This is a genomic window from Limnohabitans sp. JirII-29, from assembly GCF_003063395.1.
Lineage (GTDB): Bacteria > Pseudomonadota > Gammaproteobacteria > Burkholderiales > Burkholderiaceae_C > Limnohabitans.
In genome coordinates, this window is sequence record NZ_NESB01000002.1 from 137239 (window position 1) to 158396 (window position 21158).

Consider the following 21158-nt stretch of genomic DNA (forward strand, 5'->3'; position numbering starts at 1 on the left):
GTTTGTGCCACTTGTCTTCTTAATTGGTGTTTAGTATATTGAACACAAATCAGAGGCTTTTATGAACTTGCAAGAATTAGGTGTGGCCGTTCATGAGCGGCGAGAGGCGTTGGGGCTGAGTCAGCTGCAATTGGCAAAGCTCGCGAACTTGTCGCGCACCACCATTGTTTTGCTAGAGCGAGGAAGCTTGAAAGATCTAGGCATCAGCAAGGCGATGGTCTTGATGGACGTGATTGGATTGACGCTTGAAACCCATCCATTAATGCATCATCAAAAGCAAGGGCTTGTGATGGCAAGTCGAATGGCAAGTGTGAGTTATCGCGAAAAACTCTCGACTAAAGAGCTGGCGCTGGCAATGGCAACTGGTGATATTCCCCACAAACGAAAAGCTCATTTGGCAACACTTCTCGATGAAGTGCCAGTGAGTGTGCTGGTTTCAGCGGTCAGCGAGGCTTCGCGCAAAACATCTGTGCCTCCGAAAATGATTTGGACAAATCTGACCAAGTGGGCGCATCACTTTCAATCGCCAAGAAGCGTGTGGTGCTGAGTTGAATTTACCGAATGGTCCTTGGAGCATTTTGCTGGGTCACGCGTTGACCGTGATTGATGACATGACTAGGCGCGGCGGTATCAAAGATCCTTTTTGGACGTTCGGTGGTGGTACTGTCTTGATGCTTCGGTATGAGCATCGCAAGAGTAAAGACATCGATATTTTTGTCCCTGATCCGCAATATTTGGGTTTTGTGACACCTCGTCTAAGTGATGTGGCGGCAGAAATTACAAGTGACTATGTTGAAGCTTCGGGGTTTGTTAAATTGATTCGACCAGAAGGCGAAATTGATTTCGTGGCCGCACCTAATTTGACGCCAGATCCTTTTGATGTATGGACCCTGAGTGGACGCCGAGTTAGAGTTGAAAAGTCTTGTGAAATTGTCGCTAAAAAGTTATGGCACAGAGGTGATATGGCAACGGCACGCGACTTGTTTGATCTGGCTTTAGTCATTGAAAAAGAAGAGAAGTTGCTGCGATGTGCTGCACCTTATTTGATTCGGCACAGAGATAAATTTCTAACCCAAATTCATGATCGTCAAGATTTGTTCAAGATTCAGTTCGAAGCGATTGACACTTTGAAATACAAGCCTGTATTTGAAGAAGCCCTTCATGCAGCCAAGAACTTCTTAACCAGTCTTTGAAATTAAAAGTACACCATGTCTACATTGATTCCTGTAGTGCTGTCGGGTGGCAGTGGCTCTCGCTTGTGGCCCCTGTCGCGTGCGTTGCGACCCAAGCAGTTCTTGTCGATCACCGACGAAGCCACCTTGTTTCAACTCACGTTGCAACGCTTGCAGGGCATACAGGGCGATGGTGAGGCGATGTGCCCCATCGTGGTGGCTAACGATGATCACCGTTTTTTGGTAGGAGAGCAGTGCCGCGAAGTAGGCGTGACCCCCTTGGCCATTTTGTTGGAGCCTGTGGCTCGCAATACGGCCCCTGCCATTGCGGCCGCAGCATTTGCGGCGCAAGCCTTGGCTGCTGCTGATACGGGCGATGACCCGGTGCTGTTGGTATTGCCGTCAGACCATGTGTTCAGCAATGTTCCTGCGTTTCACCACGCTGTGCGCGTGGGCTTGCAGGCCGCACATGCAGGTGCATTGGTCACCTTTGGCATTGTGCCCACCCATGCTGAGACGGGCTACGGCTATGTGCAAGCGCGCGAACCACTGAACGCGAACCAAGCGGTGCCTGTGTCGCGCTTTGTTGAGAAACCCGACTTGCTAACTGCGCAAGCTTATGTGGATGACGGCAGCTATACCTGGAACAGTGGCATGTTCATGTTCAAGGCCTCGGTGTTTTTGCAAGAGCTGGCCAAGACCGATGCCGCCATGCACAAGGCCTGTGAAGCTGCATGGACGGATGCGAAAAAAGATTTGGAGTTTGTGCGTTTAGACAAAGCTGCGTTTGCGTCGTCGCCTTCCAATTCGGTGGACTACGCGGTGATGGAGAAAACCGACAAAGCCGTGGTGGTGCCGTTGGATGCGGGTTGGAACGATGTGGGGGCTTGGTCTGCCGTGTGGCAAGTGTTGCCACAAGATGCGCAAGGCAATGCCCAGCGTGGTGACGTGGTGCTTGAGGGCACCACGGGCAGCTATGTGCATGCAGACAGTCGCCTGGTGACTTTAATTGGCGTGCAAGACTTGGTGGTGGTGGAAACCTCTGACGCGGTGTTGGTGGTGCACAAAGACAAGACCCAAGACGTTAAAAAAGTGGTGGACCAGCTCAAGGCCAGCAAGCGGCCAGAAACTGAACAACACCGCGAGGTGTTTCGCCCATGGGGTTCTTACGACTCGGTCGACCAGGGTGGGCGTTTTCAAGTCAAACGCATCAAGGTGAACCCAGGCGCTAAGCTGTCGCTGCAAATGCACCATCACCGCGCCGAGCATTGGGTGGTGGTGACTGGGACAGCCAAGGTGCGATTAGGTGACGACTACCGATTGGTGACAGAAAACGAATCGGTGTACATACCGGTGGGAACGGTGCACTCCCTGGAGAACCCAGGCAAAGTGCCGCTGCATTTGATTGAGGTGCAATCAGGCTCGTACCTGGGTGAGGACGACATTGTGCGTATGGAAGACTTGTACGGGCGGCTCTGAAGTTGTCGGGTTGCAGGCAAATAGAATGACGTCATACACGAGCGTCAGGCTACACGCCGCGATGTGACTCGAAGACAGATTGCATCGCTGCGAAGCCTTCCAGATGACAGACAACTACACTATCACCTTTGCTTGCTACAACCAGCTGGACTACACGAAGCAATTCATTGCCAGTTTAGACCGTAGCGAAGTAGATTTCTCTCGCATCGTGGCCGTGGACAACGGGTCTACCGACGGTACGCGTGAGTGGTTGGGGCAACAAGGTTTTGGCTCGGTGATTTTGAATGACCGTAACTTGGGCTGCGGTGCCGCCTGGAACCAAGGAGCCTTGGCCTTGCAGTCAGAGTGGACGGTGGTGATGAACAACGATGTGGTGTGTGCCAAAGGCTGGTTACGCCACTTGTTGCAAAGCGCGCAACAGCACCAGTTGCAAATTGCCAGCCCTGCTATGGTGGAGGGCGAGCTCAACTACGACTTGGCAGCTTGGGCCACCGAATCAGCACAAAAAATGCAGGGCTACTGCCGCCATGGCGCGCCCCATGCCGTGTGCATGGCCATTCACGACAGCGTGTGGCAAGACATTGGGTACTTCATGCCAGTGCCTAAGTTGCTAGGTTACGAAGATGCCATATTTTTTCAGCGCGCTTTAGAAAACAACATTCGTACCGGCACGGTGGCGGACGCATGGTTGCACCACTACGGCATGACCACGCAAAAAGCACTCAAGCTTGAAATGAACCTGGACCAAAGCGACAGCTTAGGTAACCGCAACCTGATGAAGCTGTACATGAACCAGTCGTGGTGGTCGCGCAAAGTGGCGCGTTACCAACGACGCAAACTCCTGCATGATGCGCGTGCTTATGAGTTGGGTGCTTTTGGGGTGACGGTGCATGGCACAAGGTCGTTAGAAGAATTTACATGGTGTTGATGTGATGAAAGATATGCATGCGTGAAGCTTCCAAAACAAATTTAATTCGTGACCCCTCGTTTTCAGCGCATTATTTGCAAGGGCAAGTGCTGGATATTGGCGCCGGTACGGATCTTGTTTGCCCTTGGGCGCAAAGCTTTGATGTAGAAGATGGCGATGCCAACTACATCACAAGATATTTTCAGAATGACGTGTTTGATACGGTGCACAGCAGCCATTCCCTTGAGCATATGGAGAACCCCGTGCAAGCCCTTAAAGGATGGTGGGCGTTGGTGAAGCCTGAGGGGTACTTGATTGTGGTGGTTCCGGATGAGGATTTGTACGAGCAAGGTATTTGGCCAAGTTTTTTTAGCAATGAGCACCGATCTACTTTTCGTTTGGGCTCAAACACCAGTTGGTCTCCGGTGTCTTTTGATCTACAAAAGTTGTGTGAAGCGTTACCCGGTGCGCAAGTGGTCAGTGTGCAAAAACAATCACTCGGCTACAACCCAGATTTGATGTTTCCTAAAGGCTTGCAACCCAAAAGAATCAAGCAGCCTCTTAAAACATGGGTCAGTTTGATCAAGCGAGTGCCTTTTGTGGGCGCCAAGTTGAAAGACGAGTTTCTAAAAAGTTTGATTAAACATGGCTATCCCTATGACCAAACTCAAAAAGATGCTTTGGCACAAATTGAAATCATCGTGAAGAAGGCAGCAAACTAAATGGGGACTCTCACCAAATATGACTTGGTCCATGTGCCATGTAACGTGTTCATCGAAATCGGGACAGGTTCTGGGGGAGCGCTAGAGCACGCGTGCCAAACGGGGCCGTTTGAAAAACTCTACAGTGTAGAAATTCATAAAGAAAGCGCCGAGAAGGTGCAGGCTAAATTTGCACACATGCCTGATGTAAAAATTTATAACGCCACCTCGTCTGAGGCGCTTCGTGATATTTTTAAAAAGCTACAGGCTTCTGACAAAGCCTTTTTCTTTTTAGATGCGCACTTTCCGGGTGAACACGGCATCGACTTCTCCGGTTACGACAACTTGACCTTGAACAAGGTGACATTGCCCTTGGAAGACGAGCTAGAGATGATTCGCGACGCACGCGCTCAAAGTGACGACATCATTGTGATTGATGATCTGCGTTTGTATGAGCAAGGGCCATTTGAGCGTGGCAACTTACCCATTGGTTTTGGCGGCATCCCAGAGGAAATGCGCAACACGGATTTCGTGTACCGGCTCTTTGGTGACCGAACCGTGATCAAAGATTACCGTGATGAAGGTTATCTGATCATTCTTCCGAAGAAGGGCGATTTTGAGTTGAAACGGCTGGGGGCATTTCAACGGTTAAAGCGCAATTTGCACAGAAAATTGAACGGCTAAGTCGGTTCGCAAGGCATATTCTGGTGAAGCTTAGGAAAGCACTTTATTTTTATGTGATCTTGATCAGGGCGATTGTTCAAGCTTGGGTGAAGTGCCCTCGCGAAGCGAAAGCCTTGGTGTCTGAGCTCTGGCGTGTTTACCAAACTCAGTCGTATGACGCGTTCATTCACTTTGTGCTCAAACGCGTGCTTGTGCACCAGTACCGACTCAAAGTCAAAATCAAACTGGGCCGTCCGTCGCCGACAATTTTTCGCAAATTTTACGAAGAGATCAATGGTGATGAAGCTCTGTGTGGCGATACCGCCGTTAAAGCACGACAACAACCAAAGTACTTGATCATTCGCGATGGCGCCATGGGCGACGTGTTGATGCTGACGCCTGTCGTGCGAGCGCTATACCTTCGGCATGAAGGTGACATTGCGATCGATATTGCGACACAGGCGCGGGCTGTTTTTGACCATAACCCTTATGTGCGTGCAGTGCTCGACCCGAAGACCTTGTCACGAGGTATTCATACGTACGATGCAGTTTTAGACCTCAACGAGGTGTATGAGCGTTCCCCTCAAGCGCATCCTGTCAATGTCTATGGAAAGTTTGTGCTGGGGGTTGGCGCGTTTGATAAGAAGTTAGAGCTTCATGCGACGCAAGAAGATGCCCACGTCATTGATGGCGTCGTTGCAAAAATTGGTGGACCTTACGTGGTGGTCCATCATTTCCGACACGAGTGGCCCAACAGAGAGATTGATCCGAAGGTTTGGGGTGGTTTGCTGGATGGGTTTGCACAGCAAAAGAATTTCAAGGTTATTTATGTCGGCGTTGATCGTGACCATGCGCATATCAAAGGGCCTGGGTTTGAAGACCACCGAGGCAGGTACTCGATACAGCAATTGAGCTTGTTGATTGCAAGGAGTGAGGGGTTTTTAGGTGGGGATTCTGGGCCCTCACATATCGCCGCCACGACAGATGCCCCCATGTGTATTTTTTATACGTGTGCACACCATGAAGCCCGCATGCCCTTGCGTCAGACGGGACGTTTTTTACCCATCACGCCTCGCATAGATTGCTACGGCTGTTTGACACGTAACCCTGTTCCTAGGCCCGGTTATTTTTGTCAGCGTGGCGATAACGCCTGTGTGGGGGCGTTTGATGTTGGCGATGTGACCCATCGTATTTTGAAATTTTTTGAAGGACGTCCATGACTCTTCTCGTCACCGGCTGCGCCGGCTTCATCGGCAGCAACTTTGTTCACACCTGGTTGGCAAGCTCCAACGAGACCATCGTCAACCTCGACAAGCTCACCTACGCGGGCAATTTGGCCAACCTTGAGGCGCTCAAGGGCGACAAGCGTCATGTGTTTGTACAAGGCGACATTGGTGACCGCGCGTTGGTTGAACAACTCTTGGCCACCCACAAACCGCGCGCAGTGCTGAACTTTGCGGCTGAGTCCCATGTGGATCGCTCCATTCACGGCCCGGGCGACTTTGTGCAAACCAACATCGTGGGCACCTTCAACTTGCTCGAATCGGTGCGTGGTTATTGGAGCGAGTTGCCCGCTGAGCAAAAAGCCGCCTTCAGGTTTTTGCATGTATCGACCGATGAGGTGTATGGCACCTTAGAGGCCAACGACCCTCCGTTTGCTGAAACCAAAAACTACGAACCCAACAGCCCCTACAGCGCGTCCAAAGCGGCCAGTGACCACTTGGTGCGTGCATGGCATCACACCTACGGTTTGCCGGTCCTCACCACCAATTGCAGCAACAACTACGGGCCGTATCACTTTCCTGAAAAGTTGATTCCTTTGGTGATTCACAACGCCTTAGCAGGCAAGCCCTTGCCTATTTACGGCGATGGCCAGCAAGTGCGTGATTGGTTGTATGTGGAAGATCACTGCCGCGCCATTGCGCGCGTGCTGGCCGACGGCAAAGTGGGCGAGACCTACAACATTGGCGGTTGGAACGAGAAGCCCAACCTAGAAGTGGTGCACACCCTGTGCGCCGTGCTCGACGAGTTGCAGCCCCGTGCCGATGGCCAGCCTTATGCCAGCCAAATCACCTACGTCAAAGACCGCCCCGGCCATGACCGCCGCTACGCGATTGACGCCCGCAAGATTGAACGCGAGGTGGGCTGGAAGCCACAAGAAACCTTTGAGACCGGCATTCGCAAAACCGTGCAGTGGTACCTGAGCCACCAAGACTGGGTGGAGGGTGTGACCAGTGGCAACTACCGCCAGTGGGTGGGCAAGCAATACGGCGCTTGATTTGCTACTTTATGGTGGACCTTCTATGTGGGACAAAGGAGGGTGTTGCTGCGTTGGGTTCACAATACACACAAATTGATAAAAAATTGTGAAGCTGAACAGTTTCTAACCTGTTTTAAAAATCATGTCCCATATTGAAATTCGCCCTATTGCTGTAGATCTTGACGGGACTTTGATTCGCACAGATTTGTTGGTTGAGTGTGTAAGTCAGTTCTTAATCCAGCATCCTTTGCAGTTTTTCAGAATTTTCATATGGCTTTTGCGCGGCAAGATAGTCCTAAAAACTGAGCTAGCCAAGCGGTTGCAGCTAGATACTTCGGCGCTACCTTACAACGCAGAACTCTTGAATTGGCTTCGCATTGAGAAGTTAGCTGGACGACGTTTGATACTTGCCACGGCGAGCCACTACATATTGGCCGAGCAAGTGGCACAACACTTGGATTTATTTGATGAGGTGTTGGCCAGCAAGGGGGATACCAACCTTAAATCCACAGCCAAAGCACAAGCCTTAGTCGATCGCTTTGGTGAAGGTGGGTTTGAATACGTAGGTAACGACGTTCCTGATTTACAAGTATGGATCAAAGCGCACACCGCACATGTGGTGGATGCATCGGCAAGGTTGCTGAGCCGCGCCCGGGCTCAGGGCAAAATTGGGCAAGTGTTTAACAGCAGCGTACCTTCAAAGCAAATTGCCATGCTCAAAGCCATGCGTTTGCACCAATGGATGAAGAATTTGTTGGTGTTTGTACCGTTGATGGCCGCTCACCAATACGCAGATATACAGCGTGACATGTCGGCATTGATGGGGTTTGTGGTGTTTTGCCTGACAGCGTCAAGTGTGTACTTGTTGAACGATTTGGTCGACGTTCAAGATGACCGTCACCATGCGCGCAAACGCAATCGTCCCTTTGCATCGGGTGCGCTAGGTCTTATCACCGGGTGGGTCGCATGGCCCGTGTTGTTGCTAGTGGCAATTGTGTTGTCGGTGCTGTTCATGCCTTTGCTGTTCTCAATCAGTCTTGGCATTTACTTCCTGTTGACGGTGGCATATTCACTACAGCTTAAACAGTTAGCTGTTGTGGATGTGCTCACGCTTGCTGCGTTGTACACCTTGCGCATCATTGCAGGGGCCGCTGCCATTGATGTTGCAATGTCTTTTTGGTTGCTGTTGTTTTCGATGTTTATTTTCTTGAGTTTGGCCCTGATCAAGCGCTACAGCGAACTCAAAGTGGCTCGCGATGCAGGCAAGACAGGCGTCTTGCGTGGCCGTGGCTACGAGCCAGATGATTTAGAGCTGGTTTCTAGCTTGGGCGGTAGCGCTGGTTTTATCGCCGTTCTGGTATTGGCTCTGTACATTCAAGATGGACAAGCTGCGCATTTGTATGCGACTCCCCAATTCATTTGGCTTGCGTGCCCTGTGATGTTGTTTTGGATTTCGCGTGCGTGGCTGATTGCTCACCGTGGCCGCATGCACGACGATCCGATCGTGTTTGCGCTCAAGGACAAAGTGAGTTGGGGCATAGGCGCTTTCATGATTGGCGTGTTGGTCGTCGCGCGCGTCTTGTCATGAAAACGGCCGCTCGTATTGCGCTGGTCTATGCGCTTGTATCTGCCTTAGCGACTGTTGCAAATATTGGTACGCAAGCTTTATCGATCTGGATTTATAGCGGTGCTTATGCCGTTGAACTGTCTGTTTTTGTAGGTACTGCGATGGGTTTTCCCATCAAGTATGTGCTTGAAAAAAAACACGTCTTTTACTTCAAGGCAGACAACCTGCGTCACGACACGCGTTTGTTCATTCTGTACGGCTTCATGGGTGTGTTTACCACTGCTATTTTTTGGGGTATTGAGTTTGCCTTCCACTACATCTATGGCTCCGACACCATGCGTTACATGGGGGGGGCAATTGGTTTGAGCTTAGGGGCGTACATCAAGTACCACCTTGACAAGCGTTTTGTATTTAAACAGGTGCTGATATGAAGCCAGTCAGCGCATGGGGGCGTTTGTCGAATGACCTGCACGAGGTGCAGGTACTGAGTGACCGCACGCAGGTGGCGGCGGTGTTAACTGCGCATCAACCTGGCTTGGCCTACGGAAATGGACGCAGCTATGGCGATGTGTGTCTGAACCCTCATGGTCGTTTATGGCACACCTCAGGCTTGAACAAACTTATTGCGTTTGACGAAACGACGGGACTATTGGTGTGTGAGTCGGGTGTGTTGCTGCGCGACATCCAGCGTTTGTTTGTTCCACGTGGTTGGATGTTGCCTGTAACTCCTGGCACACAGCTCATCACGGTGGGCGGGGCGGTTGCCAACGATGTGCATGGTAAAAATCACCATGTCGTAGGCTCGTTTGGGGACCACGTGCTTGGCGTGTGCTTGGCGCGCACGAACGGCGAATTACTTCAGTTGAACTGGGTAAACGCTCCCGCGTTGATGAGCGCCACTATCGGTGGTATGGGCTTGACGGGTGTGATCGTGACCGTGGAGTTGCAATTGCGTCGCGTGGGTAGCCCATGGTTACGAACAGAGACATTGCCGTACCAGGGGCTGTCCGAGTTCTTTGAGTTGGCTGATGCCTCCGAGAACGATTGGGAACACACGGTGTCTTGGATTGACTGCTTGTCGGGGCAAACTGCGCGCGGCATTTTTATGCGTGCCAACCACATGACTTCGCAAGAGGCTGCAACGATGCCGTCTCTTAACCAAGCCTTGGCGACACATCCGCGCAAGGCGCAAGGTAGCGCTATGAGCATGCCATTTGTGCCGCCCATCTCGTTTGTGAATGGGCTATCACTCAAGCCGTTCAATATGGCTTATTACCAGTTGCAAAAACTCAAGCATGGATTTGGTGTGGCGCACTATGAGCCGTTCTTATACCCGCTGGACAATTTGCAAGACTGGAATCGTATGTATGGGCCTCACGGGTTCTATCAATACCAAAGCTTGGTCCCACGTGAGGTCGGTCAGTTTGCCGTGCAAGCCATGCTTGACGCCATTGCCGCTTCAGGCGAAGGATCGTTCCTCGCCGTGCTCAAAACTTTTGGAACTCGTCAAGCCAAAGGCATGCTCAGCTTCCCGCAGCCAGGCGTGACCTTGGCGCTTGATTTCCCCAACCGCGGCGAGCGTACCTTGAAGTTGTTTGAACGGCTTGATGCCATCGTGCGCGAAGCACGAGGCCGTTTGTACATGGCTAAAGATGCGCGTATGCCGCGTGATTTGTTTGAAGCCGGATACCCGTGCTTGCCTGAATTTACGGCGCACCGTGATGCAGGCATCAGCTCTGCCATGTCGCGTCGTTTGATGGAGTTTTAAGAATGCAACATATTGTCATCATTGGCGCCACCTCGGCCATGGCCGAACACTGCGCTCGGTTGTGGGTTCAAGCAGGCCCCGTGCGCCTCACCCTTGTTGGACGCGATGAAGGGCGTACCAATCGGGTAGCCGATGACTTGCGTGTACGCAGCCCCCAATCTATCGTGCAGGTGATGACCACAGATTTTGTAGATGCATCGGCCATTCAACAAACGGCCGATGCTATTGCCGCTCTTGCGCCGGTGGATGTGGTGTTGATCGCGCATGGGGTGCTAGTGGATCAAACCATTTGCCAAGAAGATGTACTGACGTGTGATGCCGCCTTGCAAATCAACGGCGTGTCCCCCGCGTTGTTTGCTGAAACATTTGTAAAACCCATGGTGGCCGCTAACCACGGCACGATTGCCATCATCGGTTCGGTGGCGGGTGATCGTGGTCGCAAGACCAACTATGTGTATGGCGCCGCCAAAGGTTTGGTGTTGCGTTATGCGCAAGGCATGCAACATCGTTTGGCGCATACGCGTGTAAAGGTTGTGTTGATCAAACCAGGGCCGACCGACACGCCCATGACCAGCGACCTCAGAGCAGCGGGCAAAAAAATGGCGTCAGTTGAGAGCGTGGCACAAGACATCGTCAAAGGCATTGCTGTAGGCAAGCCTGTGGTTTATACGCCAGGCATTTGGCGAGTCATCATGTTGGTTGTTATGCATTTGCCGCGCATTATTTTCAATAAATTAAGTATTTAGATGGGCCGAGTATGAGACTCAATTGGTTCAAAATTTCCTATGGCTTTCTCATTTTTCTAATGAGTCTGTTATTAGTTCAGTATGCTGCTCAAATTTTTGCGGGCGGGCACTCCTGGAAAACAGGTGACTGGCTGATCAACTATTCTGACGGTTTTATACGGCGTGGCTTAAGCGGATCGATATCAATAACAATTTCTCAGATACTTTCAGTGAATGTAAAGTGGGTCATTTTTTCAATACAGGCCGCCATCTTCATTTCATTTATTGTGCTAACGTTGCGGGAATTTTATCAATTCAAGGAAAGCCCTAAATCAGTTTTTTTATTATTAAGCCCTGCATTTGCTTTTATGTTTTGGGTGAATGATCCAGCTGTAGCATTCAGAAAAGAAATTACCATTTACTTAGCTCTAATCTTCATACTAAAAGCCTTTCAGAGAAGTGAAATTAATTTTTCCTGGTATTGGGCATCACTCGCAATCTTTGCTTTCTCTGGCCTGTCTCACGAAATCACTGTATTTTTTTTGCCGTTTTTTGTTTTTCCAATATTCAACCATTTTACTCAAAAGAACTTGGGCCTTAAGCCAATCGTAAAATACGCAGCCCCTTTTATTGCTCTGAGTATTTCCATATTGTTAACCAGCTATCTTTATAAAGGCTCACAACAAAGCATGGATGTAATCTGTGCATCTCTCGCTCCTTACGATTTGAAAAGTGACATCTGCGAAGGTGCAATAAGCTGGCTTAAGTATGATGCTAAATTCGGAGTTGAAAGCGTTATTAAACTCGGTTCAGACGTCTGGGGTAACTACTTTTTCTTGGCCGTGTTGTCTATGCTTCCGATTTTGTTGCATCGAAGTGATAATTTTTTCCAGAGCATGATAGTAGCCGGTTTTTTATCAATGCTGCCATTGTTTATAGTGGCGGTCGATTACGGAAGATTTATATCTATGATTTATACCGCCATAGTTCTTGTTGCAATTTGGACTCGTCCAAATTTAATACATCGAATTTGGTCGGTTAGCTGGCTTATAGGGTGCGTATATTGTTTCTTCTGGGCGCTTCCTAATTGTTGCAAAAATTTTCCTGGTAGAGGGCTACTCGGTAATGCCTTGTTCTCGGCCCTAAAATTTTAGTATGCCCAGACTCGTTTGTGCCGAGGCTTTTATGAATATATTTTCGTAACATGAACTAAATCTGAAGGCTCGTATGGATTGGATCGGTCTAATCAAAACTTATTTAAGATATTTCACTCAAAATGGTTTGGGCATTAGCCTGCTTCTTGGTTATTTGTTGCCCAAATACATTCGTTACTGTCGTTTCGTATCTATTGATAAATATCTTGGCTTTTCTATATATCTCTCATACTTTACGATGTTATTGTTGGCACTTGCATACTGGGCTTATCCTAATTACTTGGATCATGTCGAGTCGACGGTTGCCATGCTTGGTCTAATGGTTAAAGCTGGTGGGGCGTTATACCCATCGATTGACTCCTATACTTTACATGGTCTGCTCTATGGGCCATTGTTAACGGAAACCCAAGCTATTTTCCAGTGGCTTCCTTTTGATGCCATAACTAATTCAAAAATTCCTGGTGTCTTTGCCTTCATGGTTTTTGCATTAATTGCTTCTTCAACTCTGAGGAATGTGGTTTCTCGTGGATATCTCATCATATTGTTAATGTTTGGCCCTTATGTTTTTTGGACACGTGCCGAGCCATTATTTTTATTAATTTGTATAACTTCTTGGGTTGCCTGTTTGCGACCAAGTTCATGGCGGTGGCCTGTATTAGGATTTGCTGCCGGTTTAGCTACAGCGCTTAAGTTGCATGGGTTTCTCTATATATTTCCATTTATGTGTATTTCATGGATGGTCCGACCTCTTGATGCCAAGAAAACTCTGCAAAGCCTTGCTTGGTCAATTTGCGGTGGCATTTTGGCGTTGTCTTTGTGTTTTGCGCCAAGCTCAATTTCAGTTAAAAACTATTGGGCGTACATAAGCCTTGCTTCACACCATGAAATATTGTATGAATTAGCTGAGAAAAATTTGATTTATAGCTTTCTTATGCAAATTCCTGTCCTTACGATTTTTTGTTGGAAAAGTTCAAGTTTCAATCAAAGAGTTTGCTATGGATTAATCGGTTTTTCAATATTTTTAGTTTCAATAGCTGGTGCTAAAGCAGGGGCTGGATTGCACCATCTAATGCCTTTTGTGATTGTCAATGCCTGTCTGCTGGAGATATTCTCTGATCGTGGCAATAGGCTCGCTATCGATAGACTTAAGTACGCTTTTCTTCTGCTTTCAGCATATTTTTTATTCTCGGATATGCCTAAGATGGTACGAAGTGCTATTGGCAATAACGACACTTCACTACAAATAGAAGCTCGCGAGGAATTGGTCTCATTTCAAGCGCGTTATCCCGATATGCTTATGGGTGTTACAGAAAATACAAAAAATTACTATTCATATACTTTTTACAGAGTATTTTTACAAGCACAGGGTAGTCAACAAATTGATCCTCCAGCCTTCATGGACTTGAGTTACGCAGGCGTCTCGGATGATTCGTTGGTCAGAGTGTTTGAGTATTGCAATCGCCCAATTGTTGTGATGCCTAATAGGGGCGTGCCATTTTCAATATTAAATTTTTATACAAGTGCACCGTTATTTTCTGATTCAATACGCAATGCTTTTTCTAAGCATTATCATAAAATTAAACAAGGCGAATTCTTTGATATTTATCAGTGCTCCCCATAAGTGTTGATGTGCCCTTGTTATCTATGCGCTAATTTAGGCGCTCAAAAATAGACTTCAAATAGCACAAAAAATCATTTTTGTGCTATCTTTAGTCATGCCTAAGTCGTCGGCCCACAACGATTTCTTACCCCCACAAGCTGCCCAAGCCATTGCCGCGCTGGGGCACAACTTGGCGTTGGCACGCCTACGCCGCAAAGAGTCCTTGCGGAGTTGGGCGCTGCGCATGGGGGTTGCTGTGCGCACAGTGCAGCGCATGGAAAAAGGCGATCCTGGCGTTGGCATGGGCGTGTATGCCTTAGCACTGTGGACGATGGGCCGCGCTCAAGACTTGGCCAACATGGCGTTACCTGAGTACGACATGGGAGCCCTGGACATCGAGTTGGAAATCGCCAAAAAGCGCGGTCGCGCGTCCAGCGTCAAGGCGCCTGCATGATTGTTCAAGCGTTGCCTGAAACCTTGTACTTGTGGTGGTTGGGTGACCCCCAAGCGCCACAGCGCTATGCAGCACGGCGGCGTGGCCTTGCGCTATGCCGAGATGTCTTTGTGGTTGAGACGCTGTGGCGACGCCGCACGCATTCAAACCTCGGGCGAGCAGGTGTTTCGCCGCATGGGCGCCGAATCGTCGCTGACCAATGCCTTGTCAGAGCACGCGGCATTCGGCTTGACGGCGCAGCGCGCGCAGCAACTTGTGGCTGAGGTGGCGCGTGTTGTCAGTGGCTGGCAAGCGCATTTTCTGCAAGTGGGCGTGAGCGTCACAGACATCCAAACACTGGCGCAATACATAGACCGACCTTTTTTAAAAACGCAGCGTGATGCTGTGCTGTCACCATGACCGTTCACAAAATTCTTTTGCTAGGTGCCAACGGCCAGCTCGGCCACGAACTCGCCACAGCCCTGCAAGCCTTGGGTGAAGTCAAAGCCCTCACGCGTATTGAGGCTGACCTGTCACAACCCGACGTGCTGCGTGAATCACTGGCGCGCATCACACAAAACTTTGTGCCCACGGTCATCGTCAATGCAGCGGCTTACACGGCGGTAGACAAGGCCGAGTCAGAGCCCGATGTGGCCCATGCGGTCAATGCGTTGTCAGTCGGCGTGTTGGGCGAGGTGGCCCAACATTGCAGTGCCATGGTGGTGCACTATTCCACCGACTATGTGTTTGATGGCTCGGGCAACCAGCCGTGGCAAGAGACAGATATGCCCCATCCGCTGTCTGTTTACGGACAAAGCAAATTGGCAGGCGAGCAAGCGCTGGCAAAAAGCTGTGCCAAGTATTTGATTCTGCGCACCAGCTGGGTGGTGGGCACACATGGCGGTAATTTTTTAAAAACCATGTTGCGCCTGGCTGCTGAGCGCGACAGCCTGCGCGTGGTGGCCGACCAAGTGGGCGTGCCCACCTCTACCGCTTTGTTGGCGCAGGTCACGGTGCAGATGGTGCAAGCCATGCAAGACGCTGACGCACATGACCCGCGCTGGGGCGCGTACCACGTGGCTGCGGGTGGCCAGACCACGTGGCATGCTTATGCACAGCACGTGATTGCCAGTGCGCACGCGCGCGGACTGTCACTCAAAGCCACACCAGAGGCGGTGCACCCAATCACCACCGCCGAATATCCGTTGCCTGCACCACGTCCGCTGAACTCACGTTTAAACACCCACAAAGCGCAACACACCTTCAATCTCACCTTGCCAGATTGGCAGCAAGGCGTTGACGGTATCCTTGGTGCTTTGTTGTCAAAGTAAAAGCCATGCAAAAAAACAGAAAAGGCATCATCTTGGCAGGGGGCTCAGGCACCCGTCTGTACCCGGTCACACAAGCGGTCAGCAAACAATTGATGCCGGTGTATGACAAGCCGATGATTTATTACCCACTCGCTACGCTCATGCTCAGTGGCATTCGCGAGGTGTTGGTGATTTCTACCCCCCAAGACACGCCGCGTTTCGCCGAGCTGCTGGGTGACGGCAGCCAGTGGGGCATGCACATCGAGTACGCGGTGCAACCCAGCCCCGATGGTTTGGCCCAAGCCTTCATCATTGGTAAACACTTTGCGGCAGACCACCCCAGCGCCCTGGTGCTGGGCGACAACATCTTTTATGGTCACGACTTGGTCAAACAATTGCAACGGGCCGACCAACGCAGCAGCGGCGCCTCGGTGTTCGCCTACCACGTGCACGACCCAGAGCGTTATGGCGTGGTCGAGTTTGATGCGCAGTTTCGTGCCTTGAGCATTGAAGAAAAACCCAAGCAACCCAAATCCAACTACGCGGTGACGGGTCTGTATTTTTACGACGAGCAGGTGTGCGACATCGCTGCTGCCGTGAAGCCTTCTCACCGGGGTGAACTCGAAATCACCGATGTCAACAAGCGTTACTTGGAGTTAGGGCAACTCAACGTGGAGATCATGGGCCGTGGTTATGCGTGGCTCGACACGGGCACACACGAAAGCCTGATGGAAGCAGCCAGCTTCATTGCCACTTTGCAAAAACGCCAGGGCTTGATGGTGGCGTGCCCTGAGGAAATTGCCTTTGCCCAGCACTGGATCGATGCAGCGCAGCTCGGCAAGTTGGCCGCACCTTTGGCTAAAAATGGTTACGGCCAGTACTTGCTCAGTTTGTTGAAGTAAGCCATGCCCTATCAAGTGACCCCCACACCCATTGACGGTGTGTTGATTTTGGAGCCCAAGGTGTTTGGCGATGCGCGTGGCTTCTTTTTTGAGAGCTTCAACGCACGCGACTTCGCGCAAGCCACCGGTTTAGAGCGAACCTTTGTGCAAGACAACCACAGCAAGTCGAGCCAAGGGGTGTTGCGTGGTTTGCACTACCAGGTGCAGCACCCGCAGGGCAAGTTGGTGCGTGTCACGCAAGGCTCGGTGTTTGATGTGGCGGTCGACATTCGTCGCGAATCCAAAACCTATGGCCAATGGTTTGGCCTAGAGTTGTCGGCAGAGAACAAACGTCAGCTGTGGGTGCCTGAAGGTTTGGCCCATGGTTTTTTGGTGACGAGCGAGAGCGCCGAGTTTTTGTACAAAACCACCGACTATTACCACCCGGAGTTCGAGCGCAGTTTGCTGTGGAGCGACCCAGACGTGGGCGTCGAGTGGCCGCTGCATCTGTTGTCTGCGCCACCGCTGCTAGCCGCCAAAGACGCCAACGCGCCCACCCTCTTCGCCAGTTTTTGATGCCTCATCCAGACGCATCGCAGAGTCGCGCCGAGGGTCAGTGGGCCTCGTTGTTGCGTGATGCTTCGTTCGACGCCGATGCCCGTTTCCCCGTCGCCTGGCCGTTTGACGCCCGAGGCCGCAACGCGGTGTTGTGCGATGCTGTGCGTGGCGGGCGCGTGTTGCATTTGGGGTTTGCCGACCATGCCCCCTTGATTGCCGACAAGTTGCAACAAGGCGTGTGGCTGCACGACCAAGTGCAGCAGGTGGCCGCAGCATGTGTTGGCGTGGACATCAATGCCGATGCGGTGGCCTTGGCCACGCAGCTGGGCGTCACCGACCTGCATTGCCTGGATATTTTTGATTCCGCTTTTCAGCGCCTGGTGGATGAATTTCAGCCCACCCATGTGTTGCTCCCTGACGTGATGGAACACCTTCACAACCCGATTGCGTTCTTGCAGCGCGTGGCCCACACCGCCCCAGGCGCCACCTTGGTGGTTTCTGTGCCCAATGGTTTGAGTTTGCGCAACCTCTGGAATGCCTGGCATGGTGTGGAATGCATCAACACCGACCACCTCTGCTGGTACTCACCATTCACGGTGCTGAAGGTGTTGGCGCGTGCGGGCTATGTTGGCTGCAATGCCATCTGTGCGCAAATTGCACCTGCCTCGTCCCTCAAAGGGCGTGTATTTGCAAGGTGTGTGGCGTGGCGTTCTGTGTGGGCCGACAACCTGGTGGTGTCGGCGCGTTTGACCCATCGGGTTTAAGCGATGCCATGCCCGCAAGCCGGCCAACACAATCGCTCTTAGCGCAAGCGTGCCACCCACACGGTCAAAGCCAACAACCCCAAGCCGCTGACGCTTGCAAACGTAACGATGTGCTGTGCCGCATCTGGTGTTGAACTCGCCAGCACAGGCCCCCACAACACCACCGCTTGCACACACGTCAACGCGATGCACGCCCATGAATAGCGGACGGCTGCGTGGGTTTGAAATGGGCGATGGCTGAACGCCGCCAACAGGCAGGCCCCAACCTGCCATCCGGCCACAGGCACTATGTAGATCCAAATGCCCGTCCAGCGCGTGTCCAGCCAATGCCATTCAAGAGCCAAGGTGCACACCCATCCCAGCCCAACCACGCAGGCCGCGGCGACCAAACCTAACAGTCCAGCCGTGCGGCGAGGGTGGAGGTGCTGTGGCGCATGACCTTGTGCCAGCACCACCTGGGCCCAGGCCATGTGAACCAGCGCTGGCACAAAGCCCAAGACGCGCAACAAGGCGGTCAACCAACCGGTGTCTTGTGCGCCATAGAGCCGTTGCCACACCACAACCAGGCAGGTGGCCAGCAGTGCGTCACTCAACGTGTGCGCAAAACGCAAGCGCGCGCTGCGCGGGTCTGACTGTGTGTGGACGGGGGCCGGGTTGATGGGCATGTGCGGCAGGTGCTGTGCATGCGCATCGGGCGTGGCCTGCCAGGCAGGTGCCAGCCACGCTGCGCCCACGGCGTAGCCCAGCACCGCCGACCACACCAGGGTTGGGCCAGACCAGGCCATCCATGCGCCGCCCAGAGCCGTCAGCGCCGCTGTGAGAGGGGGCACCACGCGCACGGTGGCCTGTTGCCAACGTGTCCCCACGCGCAGGGTGAAGCTTTGTGCCAACACCCAAGCCATTTGACACACCGCTAACAGCAGCACCCACAGCAACGCTGAGCCGGCGTTTAAGCCACTGAGCCACACGGCAGCAGCGGCCAGGGGCAGCAACCACAGACCGCGTTGCAGACTGCTTCGCCATGCGCTGCGCAGCGCATCGTTTGCAGGCGCATGGGCATTGGCTAGCAAGCTCAAGGGGGCTTGGGCCAGGGCCAGCGTCATCCAAAAAAAGCCGATCTGGCTCAATAGAGAAAACTCACCCACCTCTTGTGGCGTGAACAAGCGCAGCATGAGCAGCGCAAACACCACCTGGGTGCCAAACGCCACCAAGCTGGCCAAGGCCACGGTGTGGCTAGATGAGGGCAGTTGGCGCCAACGAGGCTGTTGCATGGGCTGTCAACCTAGCAGGTGTTGCCAGAGTGGCAATTTGGCCAGCACATGCGGCCAGGCCAAGGCTTGCACGTCAGGCACCACGTAGGGAAAGACGTCGAGCGCTTCGCCAAAGTTAGTTTCCCAGCTGCTGAGCTCAGCACGCAACAGCAAGAAGTTGCCTTGGTGTTGCGCCGCAAAGTAGCGCACCCAGGCGTAGTCGTTGCTCACCACAGGCAAACCTACCGCGCAGTACTCCAACAGTTTTGTGGAGGTTTGCTGGTTGTAGGGCACGACATTGCTCACCAGGTTCAAGCCAAACCGTGCGCGGCGCAACTGTTCGGGCACGTGGGTGTGTGGCACACGGCCCGTGCAGGTGACCGAGGCAGGCAACTGTGCTTGCAACGCGTCAGGGACGTCACCGATCAGCAACAAGCGTCGACCTGCCGCGTGAATGCTGTGCAGCATGGGCACAAAGGGCAATAAGCGGTTCATCTCGCCCAAATACACCAAGTCGAATTCAGGCGCGGGCAAGTCGCGACGCTGGGCCACATCGAAGAAGTGCTGGGCCACGCCCATGTCGCGCAAGGCGCTGGGCACCGACCCGCCAAAGCCCAAACGCTCACGCACCCAGCCGTTTTGGTAAATCCGAAAATCAGGCTTGGGCTGGGTCCAGTGTTTGATTTGGTCTTTCAGCCATGCGTGCGGTGGCACCGAGGCTGACGCGTATTCATGCACCTGAAATGCCTGGCGCAAACGATGCGCCTCTGTGTAGGGCACACGACCACATATCCACCACACCACCGATGCGCTGGTGGGCACACTGGTGCTGTCGTCGTGCACTTGCACCTGGTGACCACGGTCTTGCAAAAACGCGGCATAGGCATCGAGCTCTGGCAAGTAAGCGGAGCCGTTGCGTACAAAGTGAATCAGCATGCGCGCAACACCTCTTGCCAAGCTTGGGTGAATGCCGGCAGGTTGTGCCGGGCCACGATGCGCGCCATGTCGGTCTTGACTTGTTCGGGCGGCAAACTCAGCACCGTCATCACCGCCTCGGCCAATGCCACGGGCGCGTCACCACGTGCCAACAGATAGGGCGCATCGCGGTCAAACAACTCGCGCAGGGCGGGAATGGGCAGCGCCACACAGGGCACACCGCAGGCCAGCGATTCCAGTGCGGTCATGGGGCAGCCTTCAAAGCGAGAGGTCAGCAGCGTCATCTCCCATGGGGTGTACAAGCTCGCGCCGCTGGGGTGTTTGCCCAAAAAATGCAACCTGCCTTGCATCAGCAAGTCCATGCCCTGGTGGGCCAAGTGGCGGTGCAAGGGGCCGTCACCCACGATACCCAGTTGTGCCTCGTCGGGCAAAAAGCGCAAGGTGTCGAGCAACAAGCCTAGACGCTTCTCGGCCGACAAACGCCCCACATAGCCAAGCAGCAGCGGCGGTATGCCGCTTTCTCCGCCATGGCCGGCGTGCACATGAATGGGCTGCCCCGCAGGCATGGGCGCCATGGCGTTGGGCACCACGTGGCTGCGCTGCGTGCGATGGAGTTGTTTGACAAAGCCCAGCAGCGAGTTTTCGGTCGTGCGTGACACCGAGACAAAGTGGTCGACCTGACGGTAGAGCAGGCGCAGCCAGGTTTTTTTCAGCACCGAGGCGCGGGCTTCTTTGAGCACGTCTTGCAATGGGCCATGCACCCAGCTCACCAGGGGTTTGCCGCTCAGGGCTTTGAGGGCGGCGCCGCAGTAGGTGGGGCCAAAGTTGTGGCTGGCCAAAATCACATCGTGTTGCTTGGCCGCTTGCACCAGGGTGGGCCAATGGGTTTGACGCCAGGGCAAGGCGGTGATCTGCCAGTTGGCTTCGCCCAAGGCCTGTTGCAAGGTCAGGCACATGGTGGCCACGCCCCCCCAGCCAGGTTCTTCCAACATCAACACGTGGCGCATGGTCTGGCTCACTTTGAAGCGTC

At 52.6% G+C, this 21158-nt stretch carries 23 protein-coding genes; 20 read left to right on the forward strand and 3 right to left on the reverse strand.

Annotation, left to right across the window (positions count from 1 at the left end; all coding sequences use genetic code 11):
* Positions 1-61 precede the first annotated feature (61 nt).
* The 20 genes from B9Z39_RS03380 (at position 62) to B9Z39_RS03470 (ending at position 17942) form a co-directional block, all read left to right on the forward strand.
* On the forward strand, positions 62-547 hold the full coding sequence (locus tag B9Z39_RS03380; protein WP_108300709.1) for a helix-turn-helix transcriptional regulator: 486 nt from the start codon (positions 62-64) through the stop codon (positions 545-547).
* Positions 548-599: 52 nt separating this feature from the next.
* Positions 600-1193, forward strand: coding sequence for a nucleotidyl transferase AbiEii/AbiGii toxin family protein (locus tag B9Z39_RS03385; RefSeq protein ID WP_233248905.1), 594 nt, complete (start codon positions 600-602; stop codon positions 1191-1193).
* A 15-nt stretch (positions 1194-1208) separates the two neighbouring features.
* Entirely contained in the window at positions 1209-2651 is a 1443-nt protein-coding gene (locus tag B9Z39_RS03390) for a mannose-1-phosphate guanylyltransferase/mannose-6-phosphate isomerase (RefSeq protein WP_108300710.1), read from the forward strand.
* 103 nt (positions 2652-2754) lie between these two features.
* The gene (locus B9Z39_RS03395) at positions 2755-3579 is read left to right on the forward strand and encodes a glycosyltransferase family 2 protein (RefSeq protein ID WP_108300711.1); all 825 of its coding nucleotides are present in this window, start codon (positions 2755-2757) and stop codon (positions 3577-3579) included.
* 17 nt (positions 3580-3596) lie between these two features.
* Positions 3597-4280, forward strand: coding sequence for a bifunctional 2-polyprenyl-6-hydroxyphenol methylase/3-demethylubiquinol 3-O-methyltransferase UbiG (locus B9Z39_RS03400; RefSeq protein ID WP_108300712.1), 684 nt, complete (start codon positions 3597-3599; stop codon positions 4278-4280).
* 45 nt (positions 4281-4325) lie between these two features.
* The gene (locus B9Z39_RS03405; protein WP_158269445.1) at positions 4326-4943 is read left to right on the forward strand and encodes a hypothetical protein; all 618 of its coding nucleotides are present in this window, start codon (positions 4326-4328) and stop codon (positions 4941-4943) included.
* A 23-nt stretch (positions 4944-4966) separates the two neighbouring features.
* Entirely contained in the window at positions 4967-6142 is a 1176-nt protein-coding gene (locus B9Z39_RS03410; protein ID WP_108300714.1) for a glycosyltransferase family 9 protein, read from the forward strand.
* The gene (gene rfbB / locus B9Z39_RS03415; RefSeq protein ID WP_108300715.1) at positions 6139-7200 is read left to right on the forward strand and encodes a dTDP-glucose 4,6-dehydratase; all 1062 of its coding nucleotides are present in this window, start codon (positions 6139-6141) and stop codon (positions 7198-7200) included. Before B9Z39_RS03410 ends, rfbB begins: the two co-directional genes overlap by 4 nt.
* A gap of 124 nt (positions 7201-7324) precedes the next feature.
* A complete protein-coding gene (locus B9Z39_RS03420; protein ID WP_108300716.1) occupies positions 7325-8770 on the forward strand; it encodes a UbiA family prenyltransferase in 1446 nt (481 codons plus the stop codon).
* Positions 8767-9180, forward strand: a complete 414-nt coding sequence (locus tag B9Z39_RS03425) for a GtrA family protein (protein ID WP_108300717.1) — start codon at positions 8767-8769, stop codon at positions 9178-9180. The genes B9Z39_RS03420 and B9Z39_RS03425 overlap by 4 nt, the downstream gene beginning before the upstream one ends.
* A complete protein-coding gene (locus B9Z39_RS03430; protein WP_108300718.1) occupies positions 9177-10517 on the forward strand; it encodes an FAD-binding oxidoreductase in 1341 nt (446 codons plus the stop codon). The genes B9Z39_RS03425 and B9Z39_RS03430 overlap by 4 nt, the downstream gene beginning before the upstream one ends.
* A gap of 2 nt (positions 10518-10519) precedes the next feature.
* The gene (locus tag B9Z39_RS03435; protein ID WP_108300719.1) at positions 10520-11263 is read left to right on the forward strand and encodes an SDR family NAD(P)-dependent oxidoreductase; all 744 of its coding nucleotides are present in this window, start codon (positions 10520-10522) and stop codon (positions 11261-11263) included.
* A gap of 11 nt (positions 11264-11274) precedes the next feature.
* Positions 11275-12396 carry a hypothetical protein gene (locus B9Z39_RS03440; protein ID WP_108300720.1) on the forward strand — a complete coding sequence of 374 codons (1122 nt, stop codon included), beginning with the start codon at positions 11275-11277 and terminating at the stop codon, positions 12394-12396.
* Positions 12397-12469: 73 nt separating this feature from the next.
* Positions 12470-14017: a hypothetical protein gene (locus B9Z39_RS16860; protein WP_146183269.1), complete on the forward strand. Its 1548-nt coding sequence runs from the start codon at positions 12470-12472 to the stop codon at positions 14015-14017.
* 79 nt (positions 14018-14096) lie between these two features.
* Positions 14097-14450 carry an XRE family transcriptional regulator gene (locus B9Z39_RS03445; RefSeq protein ID WP_233248906.1) on the forward strand — a complete coding sequence of 118 codons (354 nt, stop codon included), beginning with the start codon at positions 14097-14099 and terminating at the stop codon, positions 14448-14450.
* A 42-nt stretch (positions 14451-14492) separates the two neighbouring features.
* Positions 14493-14849, forward strand: a complete 357-nt coding sequence (locus B9Z39_RS03450) for a hypothetical protein (RefSeq protein ID WP_146183270.1) — start codon at positions 14493-14495, stop codon at positions 14847-14849.
* On the forward strand, positions 14846-15760 hold the full coding sequence (rfbD, locus tag B9Z39_RS03455; protein ID WP_108300723.1) for a dTDP-4-dehydrorhamnose reductase: 915 nt from the start codon (positions 14846-14848) through the stop codon (positions 15758-15760). Before B9Z39_RS03450 ends, rfbD begins: the two co-directional genes overlap by 4 nt.
* Before the next feature lie 5 nt (positions 15761-15765).
* Positions 15766-16641 (forward strand): glucose-1-phosphate thymidylyltransferase RfbA, encoded by an 876-nt coding sequence (rfbA, locus tag B9Z39_RS03460; RefSeq protein ID WP_108300724.1) that lies wholly within the window; start codon positions 15766-15768, stop codon positions 16639-16641.
* Between the two features lie 3 nt (positions 16642-16644).
* Positions 16645-17196, forward strand: coding sequence for a dTDP-4-dehydrorhamnose 3,5-epimerase (gene rfbC / locus B9Z39_RS03465; RefSeq protein ID WP_108300725.1), 552 nt, complete (start codon positions 16645-16647; stop codon positions 17194-17196).
* Complete coding sequence (locus B9Z39_RS03470; RefSeq protein WP_108300726.1) at positions 17196-17942, forward strand: methyltransferase domain-containing protein; 747 nt, start codon at positions 17196-17198, stop codon at positions 17940-17942. Before rfbC ends, B9Z39_RS03470 begins: the two co-directional genes overlap by 1 nt.
* A 38-nt stretch (positions 17943-17980) precedes the next feature.
* On the opposite strand, the gene B9Z39_RS03475 is transcribed toward B9Z39_RS03470, so the two are convergent.
* From B9Z39_RS03475 to B9Z39_RS03485, 3 genes are read right to left on the reverse strand one after another with little or no spacing between them, the layout of a single operon-like run.
* On the reverse strand, positions 17981-19213 hold the full coding sequence (locus B9Z39_RS03475; RefSeq protein WP_100148029.1) for a hypothetical protein: 1233 nt from the start codon (positions 19211-19213) through the stop codon (positions 17981-17983).
* A gap of 6 nt (positions 19214-19219) precedes the next feature.
* Complete coding sequence (locus tag B9Z39_RS03480; RefSeq protein ID WP_108300727.1) at positions 19220-20128, reverse strand: glycosyltransferase; 909 nt, start codon at positions 20126-20128, stop codon at positions 19220-19222.
* Complete coding sequence (locus B9Z39_RS03485) at positions 20122-21135, reverse strand: glycosyltransferase (RefSeq protein WP_146183271.1); 1014 nt, start codon at positions 21133-21135, stop codon at positions 20122-20124. Before B9Z39_RS03485 ends, B9Z39_RS03480 begins: the two co-directional genes overlap by 7 nt.
* Positions 21136-21158 lie beyond the last annotated feature (23 nt).